The 20290-nt window shown below is 67.2% G+C and carries 17 protein-coding genes; 12 read left to right on the top strand and 5 right to left on the bottom strand.

All coding sequences use genetic code 11. The features are described from left to right. Positions 1–234: 234 nt before the first annotated feature. The 7 genes from AC56LG_RS16220 (at position 235) to AC56LG_RS16190 (ending at position 7240) form a co-directional block, all read left to right on the top strand. Positions 235–1815, top strand: a complete 1581-nt coding sequence (locus tag AC56LG_RS16220; protein ID WP_497167096.1) for a benzoate-CoA ligase family protein — start codon at positions 235–237, stop codon at positions 1813–1815. Continuing rightward, complete coding sequence (locus AC56LG_RS16215; protein ID WP_497167095.1) at positions 1805–2614, top strand: alpha/beta fold hydrolase; 810 nt, start codon at positions 1805–1807, stop codon at positions 2612–2614. Before AC56LG_RS16220 ends, AC56LG_RS16215 begins: the two co-directional genes overlap by 11 nt. Positions 2615–2684: 70 nt before the next feature. Further along, positions 2685–3806, top strand: a complete 1122-nt coding sequence (locus tag AC56LG_RS16210; protein ID WP_497167379.1) for an ABC transporter substrate-binding protein — start codon at positions 2685–2687, stop codon at positions 3804–3806. Between the two features lie 65 nt (positions 3807–3871). Then, positions 3872–4744 carry a branched-chain amino acid ABC transporter permease gene (locus tag AC56LG_RS16205; protein WP_497167094.1) on the top strand — a complete coding sequence of 291 codons (873 nt, stop codon included), beginning with the start codon at positions 3872–3874 and terminating at the stop codon, positions 4742–4744. A gap of 2 nt (positions 4745–4746) precedes the next feature. Beyond that, positions 4747–5769 carry a branched-chain amino acid ABC transporter permease gene (locus AC56LG_RS16200; RefSeq protein ID WP_497167093.1) on the top strand — a complete coding sequence of 341 codons (1023 nt, stop codon included), beginning with the start codon at positions 4747–4749 and terminating at the stop codon, positions 5767–5769. Next, entirely contained in the window at positions 5766–6515 is a 750-nt protein-coding gene (locus tag AC56LG_RS16195; RefSeq protein ID WP_497167092.1) for an ABC transporter ATP-binding protein, read from the top strand. Before AC56LG_RS16200 ends, AC56LG_RS16195 begins: the two co-directional genes overlap by 4 nt. Positions 6516–6538: 23 nt before the next feature. Then, on the top strand, positions 6539–7240 hold the full coding sequence (locus AC56LG_RS16190; RefSeq protein WP_497167091.1) for an ABC transporter ATP-binding protein: 702 nt from the start codon (positions 6539–6541) through the stop codon (positions 7238–7240). Between the two features lie 9 nt (positions 7241–7249). On the opposite strand, the gene AC56LG_RS16185 is transcribed toward AC56LG_RS16190, so the two are convergent. Continuing rightward, positions 7250–8914, bottom strand: coding sequence for an alkaline phosphatase family protein (locus AC56LG_RS16185; RefSeq protein WP_497167090.1), 1665 nt, complete (start codon positions 8912–8914; stop codon positions 7250–7252). 73 nt (positions 8915–8987) lie between these two features. Continuing rightward, complete coding sequence (locus AC56LG_RS16180) at positions 8988–9200, bottom strand: hypothetical protein (RefSeq protein WP_497167089.1); 213 nt, start codon at positions 9198–9200, stop codon at positions 8988–8990. 240 nt (positions 9201–9440) lie between these two features. Here AC56LG_RS16180 and AC56LG_RS16175 point away from each other — a divergent pair, with 240 nt between their 5' ends. Both AC56LG_RS16175 and AC56LG_RS16170 read left to right on the top strand, forming a co-directional pair. After that, positions 9441–11846: a TonB-dependent receptor gene (locus AC56LG_RS16175; protein WP_497167088.1), complete on the top strand. Its 2406-nt coding sequence runs from the start codon at positions 9441–9443 to the stop codon at positions 11844–11846. After that, on the top strand, positions 11846–13006 hold the full coding sequence (locus tag AC56LG_RS16170; RefSeq protein ID WP_497167087.1) for a glycerophosphodiester phosphodiesterase family protein: 1161 nt from the start codon (positions 11846–11848) through the stop codon (positions 13004–13006). Before AC56LG_RS16175 ends, AC56LG_RS16170 begins: the two co-directional genes overlap by 1 nt. 12 nt (positions 13007–13018) lie before the next feature. Here the strand turns inward: AC56LG_RS16170 and AC56LG_RS16165 are convergent, their stop codons facing one another. Beyond that, positions 13019–14194 (bottom strand): DUF3616 domain-containing protein, encoded by a 1176-nt coding sequence (locus AC56LG_RS16165; RefSeq protein WP_497167086.1) that lies wholly within the window; start codon positions 14192–14194, stop codon positions 13019–13021. Positions 14195–14366: 172 nt separating this feature from the next. On the opposite strand from AC56LG_RS16165, the gene ppk1 reads away from it, so the two are divergent. Together ppk1 and AC56LG_RS16155 are read left to right on the top strand one after the other, a co-directional pair. Next, positions 14367–16496, top strand: a complete 2130-nt coding sequence (ppk1, locus tag AC56LG_RS16160) for a polyphosphate kinase 1 (protein ID WP_497167378.1) — start codon at positions 14367–14369, stop codon at positions 16494–16496. Positions 16497–16498: 2 nt separating this feature from the next. Further along, positions 16499–16969 (top strand): SixA phosphatase family protein, encoded by a 471-nt coding sequence (locus AC56LG_RS16155; protein ID WP_497167085.1) that lies wholly within the window; start codon positions 16499–16501, stop codon positions 16967–16969. Positions 16970–16981: 12 nt separating this feature from the next. Here the strand turns inward: AC56LG_RS16155 and AC56LG_RS16150 are convergent, their stop codons facing one another. Beyond that, positions 16982–18448 (bottom strand): Ppx/GppA phosphatase family protein, encoded by a 1467-nt coding sequence (locus AC56LG_RS16150; RefSeq protein WP_497167084.1) that lies wholly within the window; start codon positions 18446–18448, stop codon positions 16982–16984. Between the two features lie 154 nt (positions 18449–18602). Between AC56LG_RS16150 and AC56LG_RS16145 the strand changes: the two genes are divergently transcribed. Next, positions 18603–20111: a CYTH and CHAD domain-containing protein gene (locus AC56LG_RS16145; protein WP_497167083.1), complete on the top strand. Its 1509-nt coding sequence runs from the start codon at positions 18603–18605 to the stop codon at positions 20109–20111. Here AC56LG_RS16145 and AC56LG_RS16140 read toward each other — a convergent pair. Further along, complete coding sequence (locus tag AC56LG_RS16140; RefSeq protein WP_497167082.1) at positions 20108–20272, bottom strand: hypothetical protein; 165 nt, start codon at positions 20270–20272, stop codon at positions 20108–20110. The genes AC56LG_RS16145 and AC56LG_RS16140 overlap by 4 nt on opposite strands. Between the last annotated feature and the right edge of the window lie 18 nt (positions 20273–20290).

The following is a 20290-nucleotide window of genomic DNA, read 5'->3' as shown; positions in this document are numbered from 1 at the left end:
GACCGATGCAAGATAGTACACCTACACTCAGCTCGAACGCATTATATCTCCGCTTCTGCAACACGCAGTTTGTTGCGCCAAATCGAGGGGTTGTCGATGGACGTTTCCGCTTTTCAGCAACAGATCGTGCAGTGCACCGCGGGGCGCGCTCCGGTTTCGCCGGCCGCCGCCGCTAACTGAACGGCCCATATAAAAACGGGACGCGCAACTGTGATCCCGCTGAAGGAGACCACGATGGATCACGACAGCACCTCGAATCTGAAGCAATTCGGGCAGCAGTTCAACTTTGCGCGCCATATCCTGGCCCTGAACGCGGGCCGCCCCGACAAGCTCGCGTACGTCGACGACCACGGCAGCCTCACCTACGGAGAACTCGACCGCCGCGTGCGCAGTTTCGCCGCCGCCCTGCTGGCGCGCGGCATCCAGCCCGAGCAGCGCCTGCTGCTGGTGATGCAGGACACGGTCGACCTGCCGGTGGCGCTGCTGGGCGCCATGTTCGCCGGCGTGGTGCCGGTGCCGGCCAACACCCTGCTGCCGGCCGCCGATTACGCCTACATGATCGACCACAGCCGCGCGCGCGCCATCGTCGTCAGCGCCGCGCTGCTGCCCTGCGTGCGCGAAGCGTTGACCATGTCGCGCAACCAGCCGGAGCTGATCGTCGCCGGGAATGAGCCCAATGCGGATGAGGACGCGGCGCTGCCGAGCGTGCGCGCCATGCTCGACACCGAACCTCTCGCATCCGATGCCCACGCCGACACCGGCGCCGACGATTTCGCCTTCTGGCTGTATTCCTCCGGCTCGACCGGCCGCCCGAAAGGCGCGGTGCATTCGCATGCCAACCTGTTCTGGACAGCCGAGCTGTACGGCAAACCGGTCCTCGGCATGCGCGAAGACGACGTCGTCTTTTCCGCCGCCAAGCTGTTCTTCGCCTACGGCCTCGGCAACGCCCTCACCTTTCCCTTGAGCGTGGGCGCGACCGTGGTGCTGATGGCCGAGCGGCCGACGCCGCAGGCCGTGTTCGCACGCCTGGTCGGGAAGCGGGCCACAGTCTTTGCCGGCGTACCGACCCTGTACGTGGCGATGCTGGCCTCGCCCGAGCTGCCGCCGCGCGACGCGGTGGCGCTGCGCGTCTGCGCCTCGGCCGGCGAAGCGCTGCCGCGCGAAGTCGGGGAATCCTTCCGCGATCGCTTCGGCTGCGACATCCTCGACGGCCTCGGTTCGACCGAGATGCTGCATATCTTCGTGTCGAACCGCGCCGGCGACGTCCACTACGGCAGTTCCGGCTTGCCGGTACCGGGCTACGACATCGCACTGCGCGACGAGGACGGCCATCCGGTGCCGAATGGCGAGATCGGCGACCTGTACGTGCGCGGGCCCAGCGCGGCGCTGCTCTACTGGTGCAACCGCGACAAGAGCCGCAGCACCTTCCAGGGTGAGTGGCTGAAAAGCGGCGACAAGTACAGCCGCGACGACCAGGGTTACCTCACCTACGCCGGGCGCAGCGACGACATGCTGAAGGTAAGCGGCCAGTACGTCTCGCCGATCGAGGTCGAGGCGGCGCTGATCGCGCACCCGGCCGTGCTCGAATGCGCCGTGGTCGGCAAGCGCGACGCCGACGGCCTGACCAGGACCGCGGCCTACGTGGTGCTGGGCGCCGGACAGCAGCCGGCGGACGGGCTGGCCGACGAATTGAAAGCCTTCGTAAAAAGCCGGCTGGCGCCGCACAAGTATCCGCGCGAACTGGTGTTCGTGCCCGACCTGCCGAAGACGGCGACCGGCAAGATCCAGCGCTTCCGCCTGCGCGATGCGGCCTGAAGTGGAGACGTGCGGGTTCGCCGCGCTCGACGTCGCCGGCACCGCGCTGCGGCTCGAATACGAGTGGGTCGGCGTGTCGGAATCGCCGCATCCAGCCGTCGTGTTCCTGCACGAGGGTCTCGGCTCGGTCGCGCTGTGGAAGGATTTTCCGGAACGCCTGTGCCGCGCCGCCGGCCTGCGCGGCCTGGTGTTTTCGCGCCAGGGCTACGGCCGCTCGACGCCGCGCCGGCACGACGAACGCTGGCCGGTCGACTTCATGCACAGGCAGGCGTGGGAGGTGCTGCCGGTTCTGTTCGCACAGCTCGGCATCGAAAAGCCCTGGCTGTTCGGCCACAGCGACGGCGGCTCGATCGCGCTCCTGTATGCGGCGCGCTTTGCCGTCACCGGCCTGGTGGTGGTCGCGCCCCACATCCTGGTCGAAGACGTCTCGGTGGCCTCGATCGCAGAAGCGCGCAGCGCTTACCTGCAGGGTGGGCTACGCGAGCGCCTGGCGCGCTTCCACGACGACGTCGATTCGGCCTTCCGGGGCTGGAACGACGCCTGGCTCGACCCCGCCTTTCGCGCCTGGGACATCCGCGCGCACCTGCCCGCCATCACGGCGCCGCTGCTGGCAATCCAGGGCGCCGATGACGGCTATGGCACACTTGAACAGATTGAAGGCATCGCAAGACTCGCGCCACAGACGCGCCTGCTCGTGCTGCCCGATTGCGGTCACTCGCCGCACCGTGACCAGGCCGGGAGGCTCATCGAAGAAGCCGCCCGATTCATGACCGGGCCCCACGCGCACCGGTCGAACTAAAAAAGGAGACGACGCCATGCAACTTCCCGCCACTTTGCGCAGCACCGCCGCCGCGGTTGCCCTGTTCACCATGGGCCTTGCCGGCGCCCAGAATACTGCCCCGATCAAGGTCGGCTTCATGCTGCCCGCCACCGGCACCTATGCCAACCTCGGCACCATGATCGAAAACGGCTTCAAACTGCACGTGGCCGAACAGGGCGGCAAGCTCGGTGGCCGCGAGGTGCAGTACTTCAAGGTCGACGACGAATCCGATCCGGCCAAGGCGGCCGACAACGTCAATAAACTGATCAAGCGCGACAAGGTCGACGTGCTGGTCGGTACCGTGCACTCGGGCGTGGCGCAGACGATGGCCAAGGCGGCCAAGGAAAGCAAGACCATCCTGATCGTGCCGAACGCCGGCGCCGACATGATCACCGGCCCGATGTGCGGCCCGAACATCTTCCGCACTTCGTTCTCGAACTGGCAGCCGGCTTTCGCGATGGGCAAGGTGATGGCGGAACGTGGCCATAAAAAGGCGATGACCGTCACCTGGAACTACGCGGCCGGCCAGGAGTCGGTCAAAGGCTTTACCGAGGCGTTTGAACGGGGCGGCGGCAAGGTCGCCGGCAACCTGACGCTGCCTTTCCCGAACGTCGAATTCCAGGCGTTGCTGACCCAGATCGCTTCCGAGAAGCCGGACGCCGTGTACGTCTTCTTCGCCGGCGGCGGCGCCGTGAAGTTCGTCAAGGATTACGTGGCGGCGGGGCTGAACAAGACCATCCCACTGTACGGCGCCGGCTTCCTCACCGACGGCACGCTCGAAGCGCAAGGAGCGGCCGCGCAAGGGCTGTTCACCACCCTGCACTACGCCGACAAGCTGGGCACGCCGCGCGACAACGCCTTCCGAGACGCGTTCACCAAGAACTACAAGGTCGACGCCGACGTCTACGCGGTGCAGGGCTACGACGCGGCGCAACTGCTGGCCACCGGCTTGAAGAGCGTCGGCGGCGACTTCAGCGGCAAGCGCGACGCCATGCTGAAAGCCATGCACACGGCGACCATCGACAGCCCGCGCGGCAGGTTCACCTTATCAAGCGCGAACAATCCGGTGCAGGACATCTACCTGCGCCAGGTGGCCGGCGGCGACAACGTGGTGAAAGGCGTCGCCATCAAGGCGCTGGCCGATCCCGCCCGCGGCTGCCGCCCCTTCTGAGTTCCGTCGTCGTTGCGCCGCCGCCAGGGAGCGGCGGCGCCGCTTTCACTTGAGAGAAGAACGCGATGGATATCTCGACTTTCCTGGTGCAGTGCCTGAATTCGGTCCAGTACGGCCTGCTGCTGTTCCTGGTCGCCAGCGGCCTGACGCTCATCTTCGGCATCATGGGCGTGATCAACCTGGCGCACGGCAGCTTCTACATGATCGGCGCCTACCTGGCCTACGCGCTGGCGCCGCACTTCGGCGACAATTTCATCTCGATGCTGCTGGTCGGGATGCTGCTGTCGGCGGTCTTCGGCTTCCTCCTCGAATGGGTCTTCTTCAGCTTCCTGTACGGGCGCGATCACCTGCAGCAGGTCCTGATGACCTACGCCTTGATACTGGTGTTCGAGGAGCTGCGCAGCATCCTGGTCGGCAACGAGGTGCATGGCGTGAAAGCGCCGGAATGGCTGGCGGGCGGCGTCTCGCTCGGCGGTGTGATGACCTATCCGGTGTATAACCTGTTTGCCTCCGCCGCCTGCCTGGTCGTCGCCTCCGCCCTGTACTGGGTGGTCAACCGCACGCGCCTGGGCATGATGATCCGCGCCGGCGCCAGCAACCGCGACATGACGCGCGGCCTCGGCATCGACATCCGCCTGCTGTACCGCGCCGTGTTCGCGGGCGGCGTGGCGCTCGCCGCCCTGGCCGGCATGATCGCCGCGCCCGCCGCTTCGGTCTATCCCGGCATGGGCGGCGGCGTCCTGATCATGTGCTTCGTGGTCGTCGTCATCGGCGGCATCGGTTCGATTTCGGGCGCGCTGATCGCGGCGCTGCTGGTCGGCTTCGTCGACACCTTCGGCAAGGTGTTCTTCGCCCAGCTGTCGGGCATCGGCGTCTATGTGCTGATGGCGGTCATCCTGATCTGGCGTCCGCAGGGTTTGAGAAACCGAGGATTTTGAAAATGCATACCTCTACCCTTCCCCGCGTCGGCACCACGGCGCCGGCTACGCGGCGCGCGAGCGGCTGGCTGGTGCCGGTGCTGGTTGCCGTGCTGCTCGCCTTTGCGCCGCTGGTGCTCGACACCTACTACCAGGACCTGGTGATGAAGATCGTCATCTACGCGATCTTCGCGCTCAGTCTCGAACTGCTGGCCGGGACCACCGGCCTGGTCAGCCTCGGGCACGCCGCCTTTTTCGGCATCGGCGCGTATGCCACGGCGCTGTTCGCGCCCGAATACGAGGCCGGTTCGCCCCTGTTGCTGCTGGTTTTGGCCATGCTGGCGGCCGCGGCCTACGCGCTGCTGGTCGGCGCGCTCAGCCTGCGCACGCGCGAGGTCTATTTCATCATGGTGACGCTCGCCTTTGCCCAGATGGCTTATTTCGTTTTCCACGACACGCCGATCGGCGGCGGCAGCGACGGCATGTACCTGATGATGCGGCCGGTGCTGTCGATGGGCGGCGTGGCGCTGGTCGACTTCGAACAGCCGCGCCACCTGTATTTCGTCGCGCTCGGCCTGCTGGTGCTGTGCTACGCCCTGCTGGCGCTGGTGCTGCGCTCGCGCTTCGGGCACGCGCTGGCCGGCATCCGCATCAACGAGCAGCGCATGCGCGCGGCCGGCTTCCAGACCTACCGCTACAAGCTGGCCGCCTTCGTACTGGCCGGGGCGCTGGCCGGCATGGCGGGCTTCCTCTACGTGTCGAAGAATGGCGTGGTCAATCCCGAGCTGCTGTCCTGGCACGAGTCGGGCGCGGTGCTGATGATGATCATTCTCGGCGGCCTCGGTTCGCTGCGCGGCGCCGTGATCGGTGCGGCGGCGTTCGTGCTGCTGAAGGAATTCTATTCGTCCGAAGCCTTGCTGGGGCCCTCCATCGCGGGACGCTGGCAGCTGACCCTGGGCCTGACCATGATCGCCTTTGTCGCGCTGATGCCGAAGGGCTTGATTGGTCTCGGCCGCCGCTTCACGCTGCCGGGAGGCCGACCATGACCCCGCTCCTGCAGGCAGCAAGCCTGAGCCGCCGCTTCGGCGGCCTGGTCGCGGTGGACGCCGTCTCGCTCGACCTGCACCGCGGCCAGATCCACGCCGTCATCGGCACCAACGGCGCCGGCAAGTCGACGCTGATCAACCTGCTGTCGGGCGAGATCCCGGTGTCGGGCGGCGAGATCCGCCTGGACGGCAAACCGATCACCACGCTGGCGCAACCGCTGCGCGCCCGCGCCGGCATCGGCCGCACTTACCAGCGCACGACCATCTTCCCGGCCCTGACCGTGCTGGAAAACTGCCGCCTGGCGGCGCAGGCCGCGCACCAGAAACCGTGGACGTTGTGGCAGGCGGCCGGCACCTGCCGCGCCAGCGTCGAACGCGCGGTCGCGGCGCTCGAGGCCGCGGGCCTGGGCGACGCGCTGTATCTTGCGGCCGGCAGCATGAGCCACGGTAAAAAGCGCCAGCTGGAAATCGCCATGTGCCTGGCCACCGCGCCGCAGGTGCTGCTGCTGGACGAACCGCTGGCCGGCATGGGCGCCGAAGAAAGCGAGCGCATGCTGTCGATGCTGGAGCGCCTGCGCACGGACCACGCGATCCTGCTGGTCGAGCACGACATGGACGCCGTGTTCCGCGTCGCCGACCGCATCACGGTGATGGTCAACGGCGCCGTGATCGCCAGCGACGCGCCGCAAGCCGTGCGTTCCAGCCCCGAGGTGCAGCGCGCCTACCTGGGCGAAGCGCATGCATGAACACTGACTACGAGAGGCCCGTCTTGCTGCAGATTAGCGCACTCAATACCTACTACGGCGACAGCCACATCCTGCAAGGCGTCGACCTCACCATCGCGCCCGGCACTGCGGTTGGCCTGCTCGGCCGCAACGGCATGGGCAAGACCACGCTGATCCGCTCGCTGATGGGCTACGTGCCGGCGGCGTCGGGCAGCATCCGCTGGCAGGGCCGCGACGTCACCGGCAGCACGCCCGAGCGCATGGCGCGCCTGGGCATCGGCTACGTGCCCGAGGGGCGCGGCATCTTTCCGAACCTGTCGGTGCGCGAGAACCTGGTGATGAGCGCACGGCGCGGGCCGTCCGGGCGCAACGACTGGACCTGCGAGCGCGTGCTCGCCACCTTCCCGCGCCTGGCGGAGCGCCTCGGCAACGGCGGCAACCAGTTATCGGGCGGCGAGCAGCAGATGCTGTCGATCGGGCGCGCGCTGATGACCAATCCCGACCTGATGATCCTCGACGAAGCCACCGAAGGTTTGGCGCCACTGATCGTGGCCGAGATCTGGCGCGTGATCGCGCAAATCGGCGCGACCGGCATCAGCACCCTGATCGTCGACCGTAATTATCATGCGGTGCTGTCGCATACGGATTCGGCGCTGGTGCTGGAAAAGGGGCAGGTGGTGGCCGGGGGCAGTTCGGCAACGTTGCTGGCGCAGCCGGAGACGCTGGCGCGCTATCTGGGTGTATAGCCGGTATCGTCAACGCAGCGCCTCGTTCAGCACCCGCCCCTCGGCCGCCGCCGGCGGACGGATGCGCAGCAGGTGGGCCAGGGTCGGCGCGATGTCGACCGTTTCGGCGTACTGGCCATAGTCGCCGGGCTTGATCCAGCGCGGGCCGTTCACGACCAGCGGCACGTTGGTATCGTAGGCATACGGCGAGCCGTGCGAGGTGCCGCTGCTGGACGCGCTGAAATACCAGTTCGGCCGGGTGACGACGATCAGGTCGCCCGACAGTTCGCGGTGCCAGGCGCGCCGCATCAGCGTACCCATGCGCGCCGTGCCGGCCGCACCGCTCTCGAACGCGCTGCGCGTGAAGACCTCGGCGACGCCTTCCTGCGTGCGCAGGAACTGGGCGGCGGCGCTTTCGACCTCGGCACGCGCCAGGCGCAAGCTGTCGATCGCCGCGTAATCGAGGTGGAAGTTCGGCGCCGACTGGGCGGCGACCAGCCTGGCATGGCCGTACTTCGCGGCCAGCGCCGCATTCAGGGCGCTGGTCAGTCCGGCCGGGTCGATGCGGCCGGCGTCGCCCTTGGCCGCCTTGACGAATTCCGGCGTATTCGGAAAGCCATGGTCGGCGGTGAGCACCACCAGCAAGTTGTTCGCGCCCACCTTGCGGTCGATGAACGCCAGGAAATCGGCCAGCATCCGGTCCAGGCGCTGGAGGTGGTCGTGCGACATCTTGCTTTCCGGCCCATACGCATGGTTGACGTAGTCATGGGCCGACAGGCTCACGCCCAGCAAGTCGGTCACGCCGGCGGCATTGTTGCCGAGGCCTTCGCCGTCGATGGCGGCGCGCGCGAAATCGAGCGTCAGCTGGTCCAGGAACGGACTGGCCTTCAGGCGGTTGAAATAGTCGGCGTCGACGTTGCCGCTGTCGCTGTACAGGCTGAAGGGAAAGCGGTTCGGCGATGCCGTCGTCGCCGGGAACAGGTCGTCGCTGGCGTCGCCGGCATAGGCCGCATCGGGGAGCAAGGGGCGCCAGGTCTTGCCATAGTAGCGGTCTTGCGGCCGGGCCGCCGCGTACCGCTGCACCCATTGGGGATGGGCCGCCATGTAATAGCTGCTCGACGCGAAATTGCCGGTCTTGTCCATGTACATGTAGGCGGTGCCCGTCTTACCGGCCAGCAGGATCGCGCCGCGGTCCTTGCCGGAAACGGCAACGACCTTGGCACGGTTGCCGCTGGCGTAGCGCAGCTGGTCCCCCAGCGTATCGACACGCAGGCGCGCCGGCGAGGTGCCGTCGCCCGGCCTGGTTTCCTCGCCCAGGTAGGTATGGCGCGTGTCCTCGGTGCAGTAGACCGATGCCTTCGACAGCGGGTCGATCCAGTTGTTCCCGATCACGCCATGCTGGTAGGGATAGGCGCCGGAGAGGATGGCGGCATGCCCGACCGCCGTGACCGTGACCCCATGCGCCTGGTGCGCATTGCTGAACGAGGCGCCGCCATCGAGCAGGCGGCGCAGGCCGCCCTGCGCGAACTGGTGGCGGTAGCGTTGCAGCTGCTCGGCCGGCAAGCCGTCGACGACAAGTATCAGCACCAGTTTCGGCGGCGTCCCGGGCGCAGGGGCGGCGGCGTGCGCCGAAGGGGCGCCGAGGGCCACCAGCAGGTGGCAGGCAAGCAGGCAGGGGAGCGAAAGGTGGCGCATGGGCGGGACAAGGAGTGATCGGCCACGCATCGTAACCGCGCTGTGTGACGCGGCTGTTACAAGCCAGCGCCGCTCAGCACTGGCCGACGCCGCGCCGGCCGCAACTGGTCAGGACGCGGCAGATCACCGTTGCGTCGACCCCGCGGCTTTTCAAATATTCGACCGCGCTGACGGTGCTGGAACTGCGTTGCACCTTGAGCGCACGCTCGACGATGCAGGCATCGTACTGGGCGCCGCCGGCGCCGGTGTGGGAAGAAAACCGTCGTTCGATTGCTGGTGCATTCATTGGAAAATCTCCACTGGTCATGAAGCGCGCTCGTCCCGCATACCCGGGACGAGGATCGGGCGCCCGAACGGGTCCCATACCTCAGCCTGCACCGGCAATATGACAGGCTGATGACAAGCGGTGCGCACGATTCCAATTATCAATAAGTCATCGATTCGTCATCGCTTTGTCACGTGTTGGTCACTTTGCAAGCTTACGCTTCAGTCAATTTCAACCGTCCCAAGCCATCCGATGAAGCTGATGAAGAAGTTCGACCGTGCCGCGTCCCTGCGCCCTTCCCTGACCGCGATTGCCGCCGGCGCCCTGTGCACCTCGCTGGCGCATGCGGCCCCGGCCGCCCCGGCCGCCCCTGCCGACGAGGTTGCCGTAGCCGGGACGCCGGTCCTCCAGGACACCACGCCCGCCGGCGCCGTGGCCACGGTCGAGATCTCGACCCGCAAGACCCGTTCCGCGGTTGCCATGTCCGGCGCCGAAATCCAGAAGGTGATGCCGGGCGTGAACCCGCTGAAAGCCCTGCAAGCCCTGCCCGGCGTCAGCTTCCAGACCGCCGACCCGTGGGGCAACAACGAGCAGAACCTGTCGCTGTTCGTGCACGGCTTCAATGCCCAGCAGCTCGGCTACACGATGGACGGCGTGCCGCTCGGCGACCAGCAGTACGGCAACTACAATGGCCTGGCGCCGCAGCGCGCCCTCACCAGCGAGAACGTGCGCAGCGTCGTGCTGTCGACCGGCGCCGGCGACCTCGGCACACCCTCGACCAGCAACCTGGGCGGCACCATCGAAACCTATTCGATCGACCCGCAAGGCCGCCGCAACGTCAACCTGCAGCAGACCGTGGGCAGCCACAAGGCCAGCCGCAGCTTCGTGCGCTTCGATTCGGGCGACCTTGGCGGCGGCAACAGCTTCTATATCTCCGGCCTGCACCACGAAGCCAAGGCCTGGGATTTCAATGGCCGCCAGAGCAACGACCAGGTCAACGCCAAGTTCGTGCACCAGGGCGAGAGCGGCAAGCTGACCATCTTTGCCGACTGGTCCGACAAGACCGAGCCGAACGAGGACTCGACCCTGCACCAGGCCGGCCTGGCCGCGCCCTACACGCGCCCCTTCCTGTATCCGGATTTCGCCGCCGCGCTGGCCTACCTGGATGCGAACGGCGCGCCGCCGGCAGCCGTGGGCGCGAACTTCCGCAACTACTACAGCGACGCCCAGCGCACCGACAAGCTGGCCTACGTGAAGTACGACGCCTACCTGAACGACGATGTCACCTGGAGCAACCAGTACTACTTCCACCACAACGACGGCGTCGGCGTGGTGGCCGGCCCGATCAACCAGGCCGGCCTGCCGGCGCTGTTCCGCGCCTACTACCCGAACCAGAACCTGAAGACCGTGTTCGGCAATTCCGGCTACGCGACCCGCACCACCGAATACAAGATCAACCGCCAGGGTTTGATCTCGACCCTGCGCTGGGACCTGGGCGCGCACCGGCTCCAGGCCGGCCTCTGGTTCGAGCATAACACCTCGGGCGCCTACCGCCGCTGGTACCCGCTCGACGTCGACAACCCGAGCACGCCTTACCAGCGCCCGTCGAACCCGCTCATCACGCAATATGGCAGCGACATCGACAACCGGGTCGTGCAGTTGCACCTGCAGGACGAATGGAAGCTGCGCCCGGACCTGACGCTGCAGGGCGGCTTCAAATCGAGCCTGCAGTTTGCCGAAGGGACCTTCCCGGTGCAGCAGTTGCCGGCCACCCTGAGCGGCGGCTCGCAGGGCCTGCCTGAAGGAAAGATCAATACCAAAAAATGGTTCCTGCCGCAAGTCGGCGCACGCTGGGACATCTCCGGCACCGACCAGGTATTCGCCAACATCCAGAAGAACATGCGCCAGTTCGTCACCTACGGCGGCGGCGGCAATTCGCCCTGGAGCCTGTCCTCGCAGGCCGCCTTCGATTATTTCAAAGCCACCGCCAGGCCGGAAACCTCGGTCACCTACGAGCTCGGCCTGCGCGACTCGCGCACCCTCGCCCTCGGCCCGCTCACCGGGTTCGACGGCCAGGTCGCGCTGTACCATGTCGACTTTCGCGACCGCCAGCTGGCGATCAGTTCGAACCCGATCATCACCTCGTTCGCCGGCGGCACCACCATCCTGTCGAACGTGGGCAGCGTGAAGACCGACGGCGTCGACCTGGGCGGCACCTTCCACTTCGGGCGCGCGTTCTCGTTCTACGACGCGGTGTCGTACAACCGCTCGGAATACCAGGACAACTACCAGTCCGGCACCGCCACCGTTCCAACCGCCGGCAAGACCGTGCCGAACACGCCCGAATGGATGAACAAGTTCATCGCCACCGTCAAGCCCGGCGCCGGCATCGAGATCCAGCTGCAGGGCGACTACGTGGGCAAGCGCTACGCGACCTATACCAACGACCTGCACGTGGGCAGCTACTTCCTGCTCGGCCTGAATGTTTCGGGGCAGGTGCCGCTGGCGACGAACCTGCTCAAGAACATGCGCTGGAGCGTCAACGTCACCAACCTGGCCAACCGCAAGGGCGTGCTACAGCCGAACGTGGGCCAGGCCAGCGGCAGCTACGCCACCTATCCGATCCCGCCGCGCATGGGCTTCTTCACCCTGAAGGCGGATATCTGATGACGCTCATCCTCCCGGCCAGCCCTGCGCGGCGCCTGCGTCGCGGCCTGCTGCAGGGCCTCGGCGGCGCCATGGCGCTGGCGGCATTCCCGGGCCTGGCGCGGGCGCGGGCCCAGGCTACGCGCCCGGCCCCGGCCCTGGCGGCCATGCCGACGCTGTACGCCCACCGCGGCGCAAGCGCCCTCTTCCCCGAGCACACGCTCGCTGCGTATGCCCGGGCGATCGCGGACGGCGCCGACTACGTCGAGCCCGACCTGGTCTGCACCCGCGACGGCGTGCTGGTGGCGCGCCACGAAAATGCGATCAGCGACACCACCGACATCGCCACCCGCGCCGAGTTCGCCCGGCGCAAGACGCGCAAGGTAATCGACGGCGCGGCGCACGAGGGCTGGTTCATCTCCGACTTTACCCTGGCCGAACTGAAGACGCTGCGCGCCGTGGAACGCCTGCCGAAGATGCGCGGCAGCCGCCACGACGGCGAGTTCCAGATCGTCAGCCTCGAGGAAATCATCGATTTCGTCGCGGCCGAGGCGGCGGCGCGCGGCCGCACGATCGGCCTGATTCCCGAATTGAAGCATTCGACCTGGTTCGCTGGCGCCGGCCTGGCGCTGGAAGAACGCCTGGTAGCGACCCTGGATGCGCACGCCTACACGCGCCGCGCCCCGGTCACGGTGCAATCGTTCGAGACGGCCAACCTCAAGGCCTTGAGGAAGACCCTGGGCCGCTCGACACACGTGCGCCTGGCCCAGCTGGTGGTGGCGGGCGGGCGCAACGACGCCTTGCGCCCGGCCGACGTGGCGCTTGCAGGCGGAAGCCTGACCTATGGCGAGATGGTGACCCCGCGCGGCCTGGGCCAGCTGGCGGCCTATGCCGACGTGGTGGCGCCGGTCACGCGCGCCGTCATCCCGCTCGGGCCCAACGAGCGCCTGGCCAGGCCGACGCCGCTGGTGGCGGACGCGCACCGGGCCGGCCTGCAAGTCGTGGCCTGGACCTTCCGGCCCGAGAACGCCTTCCTGGCCGCCGACTTCCGCAACGGCGACGGCCCGGATGCGCGCAACGAGGCGGGCTCGGTCGCCGAGATGCGGCGCTACCTCGAGACCGGGATCGACGGCCTTTTTTCCGACGACACCGCGCTGGCGCGCAGGGCGATCGGCGGCTGAGGCTGCGCGCGCTTACCCTTTGCGCTTCTTCGGCTGCGGCAGGGCGAACACGTCGGCCAGCACCGTGCTCTCGCCGATCTGGCGCCCGGGCGAGGCCGCATCGTAGACCACCAGCAGCTCGTCGCCGGCGCCGACCTTGTCGTGGAACAGGGTGATGCCTTCGGGATGGTCCACGCCCTCGCCATACGGCAGCGTCAGCACCCGTTCGAGCCGGTCGGCCGGCACTGTCGCGTCGCGTCCGGCCAGCGCCCCGCCGGCCCAGCGAACCACGTACACCGGGCCATCCAGGTCCATGGTCGGTCCGGCCAGGATCAACAAGTCGTCGCCCTGCCTGCACAGGTCGCGGATGCCCAGGCCGCCCAGGTCGAGGAAATGCTTGCGCAGCATCTGCCCGTCGGCGTCGACCGGCCCCAGGCGCATCCAGCCGGCCTCGGCATCGTCGACCGGCGCGATCTCGAGGATGGCCGCCCAGCCGCGCAGCACCGGGCCGCGCAATCCCAGCAGCAGGTGCTTGCCGGCCACCGCGATGCCCTCGATATCGAAACCGTTGTCCTTGCCCGGGATCGCCAGGAAGGGGCCGAAATGCGGGTCGTCCGCCAGCAGCGCGGTCAGTTCGTTGCCGTGCGCGTCGCCGCGCAGCATGGCCGCCGTGCGCAGCTTGTCCTTGCGGCCGGTCTCCTTGACGAGGGTGCAGGCGCCGGGCAGTTCGCCATCCTCCACGACGGGAATGCGCGCCAGCAGGTAACGGTTGCCGTCCGCTTCCACCGAGCACAGGCGCTTGTGGGCCTTTCTGGCGCCGTCGTCGGGCCGCGGCTGCTTGCGGCGCAGGCTGTGCGAACCCGTCAGCCACAGGTACTTGCCGTCGCAGGCAAGACCTTCGATATCCGCCTCATTGATCCTGGCCTCGCTACCATCGGCCGCCGTTACGCCTTGCGCCGGCAGCGGCAGCGGCAAGCGCAGGAAATCGTGCAGCCGGTATTGCCGGTGGTCGCGCGTGAAGCTGCTGCGGCCGGTACTGTCCTTCTCTTCCAGCGTCAGGCGTTCCAGGCTGACCGTCTCGTCGTTGGCCAGCCAGAGCGTGCGGCCCATGTGCAGCACGACCGAGAGGCCGTCGCGCAGTTCCTTGTCAGGCGTCAGGTTGTCGTGTTCCGGCTGAAACTGGAGCAGGACGATGTTCGTTGGATGCATGCGCTCTCCCATGGTTGTCGCCGGCCAGCATACCGCTATCGCCAACCTGGGCGCGCCCGGAAATGCCTTGATGATAATCTTTATCCCACAGCCGGGGTCGCCGCCCCCCATGTAACGTGCCTGTCATATTTGGCAACCATACTGCTTCTTTCGCATGACTTCGCGCCGCAAAATGGAAAAGAAGGTGAAACACGACGAGGCGCACCAGGCGCCCGTGCTCGACCGCGCCACCCAGTTCCTCAACCGTGAACTATCCCTGCTGGAATTCAACCGGCGCGTCCTGGCCCAGGCCGACGATGAACGGGTGCCTCTCCTCGAGCGGCTGCGCTTCCTGTGCATCGTCAGCACCAATCTCGACGAGTTCTTCGAAGTGCGGGTCGCCAGCCTGCTGGCCCAGCACACGCTGGAACGCAGCATCGACGGCATGCCGCAGACGCTGGCCGCCATGCTGGCCAGCGCCAGCGAGGAATGCCGGCGCCTGATCGCGCGCCAGTATGCCCTCCTCAACCAGGAAATCCTGCCGCGCCTGTCCGAGAACGGCATTCACATGCTGCGCCGCGGCGACCGCAATCCGGCCCAGCGCGCCTGGGTGAAACAATACTTCGACAAGGAAGTGCGGCCCCTGCTCACGCCGGTCGGGCTCGATCCGGCCCACCCCTTCCCGCGCGTGATTAACAAGAGCCTGAACTTCATCGTCGAGCTCTCGGGAAAGGACGCCTTCGGGCGCGGCACCGCGATCGCCATCATGAAGGCGCCACGCGTGCTGCCGCGCGTGATCCGCCTGCCCGACGAACTGTCGGACCGGCCGGGCGCTTCCTATTGCCTGCTTTCCTCGGTGATCCAGGCCCACCTTCCCGAATTGTTTACGGGGCGCGACGTCACCGCCTTCTCGCAGTTCCGGGTCACGCGCAACAGCGACCTGTGGGTCGACGAAGAGGAAGTCAAGAACCTGCGCCAGGCGCTGCAAAGCGAGCTGCACAGCAGGCAGTACGGTTTCGCGGTGCGGCTCGAGGTCGGGCGCGGTTGCCCGGCGCACCTGTCGGATTTCCTGCGCGACCAGTTCGGTATCGAGGAGAACCGCGTGTTCGCGGTCGACGGTCCCGTCAACATGGGGCGCCTGCTTGAAATCGTCAACAGCCACGCCCGGCCGGAACTGAAGTTCGCACCCTTCGCGCCCGGTTTTCCGGCCAAGCTCAACCCGCTCGACATCTTCGGCACCCTGGCGCGCCAGGATGTGCTGCTGCACCATCCCTTCCAGTCGTTCCAGCCGGTGATCGATTTCATCCAGGCCGCGGCGAGCGACCCGGCGGTGGTGGCGATCAAGCAGACCATCTACCGCGCCGGCATGGACTCGGAACTGATGGAGGCGCTGATCAGCGCCGCCCAGAACGGCAAGGAGGTCACGGTCATCGTCGAACTGATGGCGCGCTTCGACGAGGAAGCGAACATCAACTGGGCCGAGCGACTCGAGGAAGCCGGGGCCCAGGTGGTGTACGGCGTGGTCGGCCTCAAGACCCATGCCAAGATGGCGCTGGTGCTGCGTCGCGAAGCGGCCGGCCTGCGCCCCTATGCCCACCTCGGCACCGGCAACTACAACCCGACCACGGCCCGTTTCTACTCCGATTTCGGCCTGCTGACGGCCGACCCCGACCTGACCGCCGACGTCAACGAAGTCTTCATCCACCTCACCAGCATGACCAAGCCCAAGCAGCTCAGCTGCATGTGGCTGGCGCCGTTCACGCTGCAGAAGGAAATGGTGCGCGCAATCCGCCAGGAGGCGGCCATCGCGCGCGAGGGCAAACCGGCGCGCATCATCGCGAAAATGAATTCGCTCACCGACGAAACCGTGATCCGCGCGCTCTACGAAGCATCCGGCGACGGCGTCAAGATCGACCTGATCGTGCGCGGCGCCTGCTCGCTGCGACCGTGCGTGCCGGGACTGTCGGCCAACATCAAGGTGCGCTCGATCGTCGGGCGCTTCCTGGAACACACCCGCATTTTCTATTTCCGCAACAACCTCAAGCACGACATGTACCTGAGCAGCGCCGACTGGATGAACCGCAACCTGATGCGCCGCATCGAAGTCGCCTTTCCGGTCAACGCGCCGGCGCTGAAGAAGCGTTTGCTGCGCGAAGGCTTGCAGCCCTACCTGAAAGACAATACCAGCGCCTGGGAACTGGGCAGCGACGGCCAGTACCGGCGCCGCAAGCCGCGTTCCGGGCAAAAGGCCTGCAACGCGCAGGAAACGCTGATGGAGATGCTCGGCGCGGGCGCCAACGGCGATACCGCGAAAGGAAACTAGACATGGACCTGATCCTGTGGCGCCACGCCGAAGCCGAAGACGGCGAACCCGGCGCACCCGACGCCAAACGCGCCCTCACTTCGAAGGGCAAGCGCCATGCGACGCGCGTCGGCGAATGGCTCGACCACCAGCTGCCGGAACAGTGCCGGGTGCTGGTCAGTCCCGCCGTGCGCTGCCTGCAGACGGCGGACGGTCTCGGACGCCGCTACACGATTCATGAAGCACTCAATACCGATTCGACGGCCGAACGCATGCGCGAGGCCTGCGGCTGGCCGGGACACCGCTTTCCCGCCCTGCTGATCGGCCACCAGCCGCTGCTGGGAGAACTGGCGGCGCTGATCCTGACGGGCGCGCCGCAGCCCTTGAAGATCCGCAAGGCCGGCGTGTTCTGGATCAAGGGTTCGGACGCCGAGGACAGCATCCCCTTCATCCGCCTTGCCGTCGGTCCGGAACTGATCGGCAAGCTGCGCTGAGGGCGGACAGCGTCAAGCTTCCCTGAACTGGAAAGTCTGGCCGGCGTCTTCCCAGGCGGTGCACTCCTGTTCGAGCCAGAAACGCATGGTCGGATGGGTCGCCAGCCAGCCCGGCGCCAGCTCGACCTCGATGCGGTTCTTCATGCGCAGCCTGAAGCCGTCGAGGTCGTCGTCGACGCGCGCGTGCATGCAGGCCACCGCCAGGCGCAGGGCCAGCACCATGCGCGCCAGCGCCGGCTCGCCCAGGGCGTCGCGGATCTTGCGCAGGTTGCCCTTGTGCCCCAGCACCAGCGTCGCCATCAGGCGTTGTTCGCGCGTGGTGAAACCCGGCAGGTCGACGTGCTCGACCAGGTAGGCGCCGTGCTTGTGGGCTCCGGTATGCGACACCGCCAGGCCGATTTCGTGCAGCATGCAGGCCCAGCCCAGGTAATGCAGGCAGCTGGCGTCGGCCGCGCCCAGTTGGCCGTACAGGCGCAGCGCGATGGCGGCGGTGCGTGCGGCGCGCGCAGCGTCAACGCCGAAGCGCTCCATGCAGGCCACGATCGCCAGCTCGCGCCGGTCGTGTTGCAGCGAGCGCAGTTCGAGGTCGGACAAGGCGCCCAGGCGCAGGCCGGCATTGATCGCGCAAACGCGCTCGATGCCGAATTCCAGCATTGCGCCCATCAGGATGCTGACGCCGCCCAGCACGGCGACCACCCGTTCGCGCTTGAGGCCCGGCAGGTCGACCCGGTCGACGTGTCCGCACGCGACCAGCGCCGCGCGCAAGGCCCCAAGGCCCGCCAGCGAAAGCGTGCCGTCGCCCAGGCCGCCGCGGGCGATCGCCTCGGCCATTGCGCGCATGGTCCCGGACGAACCATACACGGCGCTCCAGCCATGCGCGCGGTAGGCGCCGGCGCCATCCTCGAACATCGCCCGCGCCATCGTGGTGGCCGCCTCGAAACGGGCGTGCTCGATGCGCCCGTCGGCAAAGAAGCGCGAAGCCTGGGGCTGGGTGCCGATGCTGAAGGAATCGACCAGCGCGGTCGTGTCGCCGCTGCCGGCGATCACTTCGGTCGAGCCGCCGCCGATGTCGATCACCAGGCGCCGCTCGCCCGGGTCGCCCAATGCGCGCGCCACGCCCATGTACACCAGCCGGCCCTCTTCTTCGCCACTGATGACTTCGATCGGATAACCGAGCGCCTTTGCGGCCAGCGGCAGGAATTCGGCGGCATTGCGCGCCACCCGCAGGGTATTGGTGCCGACCACGCGTACGCCGTCGAGCCGGAACTCGCGCAGGATGTCGGCAAAGCCGGCCAGGCTGTCCAGCGCCGCGGCGATCGCCTCGGCCGTCAGGTTGCCGTCGGGACCGAGGCCGGCGGCCAGGCGCACCGGGTCGCGCGCGCTGCGCACGATGCGCATTTCACCCTTTCCGTCACCATCGACCGGTTCGCCGACGTGCAGGCGAAAGCTGTTCGAACCGAGATCTACTGCTGCGAACATGCGAATTTCTTTCGTAAACTTGATTGACGGAGTATACAGCCGCGAGCGCGACAGCGGGGACACGGATGGGGTAGGATGCACGACCGTCATTGCTGTCAATTCCATCGGGCGCGTGTGCATGCGCCCTTGCCTAACATACCGTCGGAGGACCGATATGGAAACCGAACTGAAATTGCAGGTTCCGCCTGCCCAGCTCGAACGAATTCGCCAGCACCCGATGCTGGCCCAACTTGCCGCCGGCGCCGCCGAGGAGCACCAGCTGGTCGACACCTACTACGACACCGCCACGCACGACCTGTGGAAACAGGGCCTGACGCTGCGCGTGCGCGAGAGCGGCGGCGCCTGGGTCCAGACCGTCAAGACCGCGGCGGCCACGTCGCCCGGGCTGCACGAACGCGGCGAATGGGAGTGCGCGCTGTCCGATGCTACGCCACAACCGGCGCTGCTGGCGCGCCAGATCAAGGGGGCGGCGCTGGCGCAGGCGCTGGCCGATGCCGAGGCCCAGCAGTTGCTGCCGATTTTCCGCAACCTCACGCGCCGCACCACCTGGGCGCTGCGCTGGCCCGACGGCGACGAAGTCGAATGTGCGCTCGACGCCGGCCGCATCGAGTCCGGCGGCAGCAATACCGAAATCGCCGAACTCGAACTGGAAATCAAGCACGGCTCGTCGACCCACCTGTTCGAGCTGGCGCTGGCCCTGCACGCCGACATTCCGCTGCGCATGTCGAACGACAGCAAGGCCGCGCGCGGCTTCGCGATGCTCGAGCGGCCACCGACGCAGCCGGTCAAGGCGCAAGCGGTCGATCTCGGAAAGCACGCCACGCTGGAAGACACCTTCCAGCTGATCGGCCTGAACTGCCTGCGCCAGATGGAGGCCAACGTGCCGGGCGTGCTCGACCAGAACGTCGAAAGCCTGCACCAGATGCGTGTCGGACTGCGGCGCCTGCGCGCGCTGGTCGACATGTTCGAAGACCTGGCGCCGCCGCCGGCCGAGATCGCCGAAGGACTCGACTGGCTGGCCACTTCGCTCGGCGCCACGCGCGACTGGGACGTGTTGGCGGACTCGACGCTTGAACAGGTGCACGGCATCGATCCGGCCGCATTACGGCTGGCGGCAAGGGCCAGGGCCGACAAGCTGCACAAGGAATTGCTGCAGACCCTGCATTCCTCGCGCTTTACGCAAGTGCTGCTGAGCGTGAATGGCTGGCTGCATGCGCGCCAGTGGCGCTCCGACGGCAAGTTGCCGAAGCGCTCGCCCCTTGCCGAGCCGGCGACGAAAGCCTGCCTGCCCCTGCTGCGCAAGGCGGAAAAACGCCTGGGCCGCCGCATTGCCGACTTCGACGGCAAGGCACCGGAACACCGCCACCGCATCCGGATCGCAGCCAAGAAAGCCCGCTACGGCGCCGAATTTTTCCGCGACCTGTTGCCGAAGAAAGAGGTCAAGCACTACATAGCGCAACTATCGGAACTGCAGGACCGCCTGGGACTGCTGAACGATTTCGCCGTGGCCGACCATTTGCTGCCCGAGCTACAGAAGGGCAATGGCGAGGTGGCGCGCCAGGCAGCCTACGCGCGTGGCTATCTCGCCGCGACGGCGCAGGCCGACAACGGCGAGCTGGGGGCAGCCCTGAAGGCGGTGGCGAAGCTGCGCCTGTCGCGCTAGCGGCGGTCACCTTCCGAGGGCCACCAGGCGCGGTCCTCAGGGTCGCCGGATAACTCCGCTTCGAGTTCCCGCTCGAATGTCTTGCGGTCGCTCGCATTCACGTGGAGCACCCAGGCGACGAGAACAAGCGCGAGGAATGAAAACAGGATCATGGTCATCATGGCAGCCTTGGCAGTCGG

The organism is Telluria sp. ZB2R32 (genome assembly GCF_059685715.1).
Note: the sequence above shows the minus strand (reverse complement) of the source record. Positions and strands in the feature narration are given on the sequence as shown.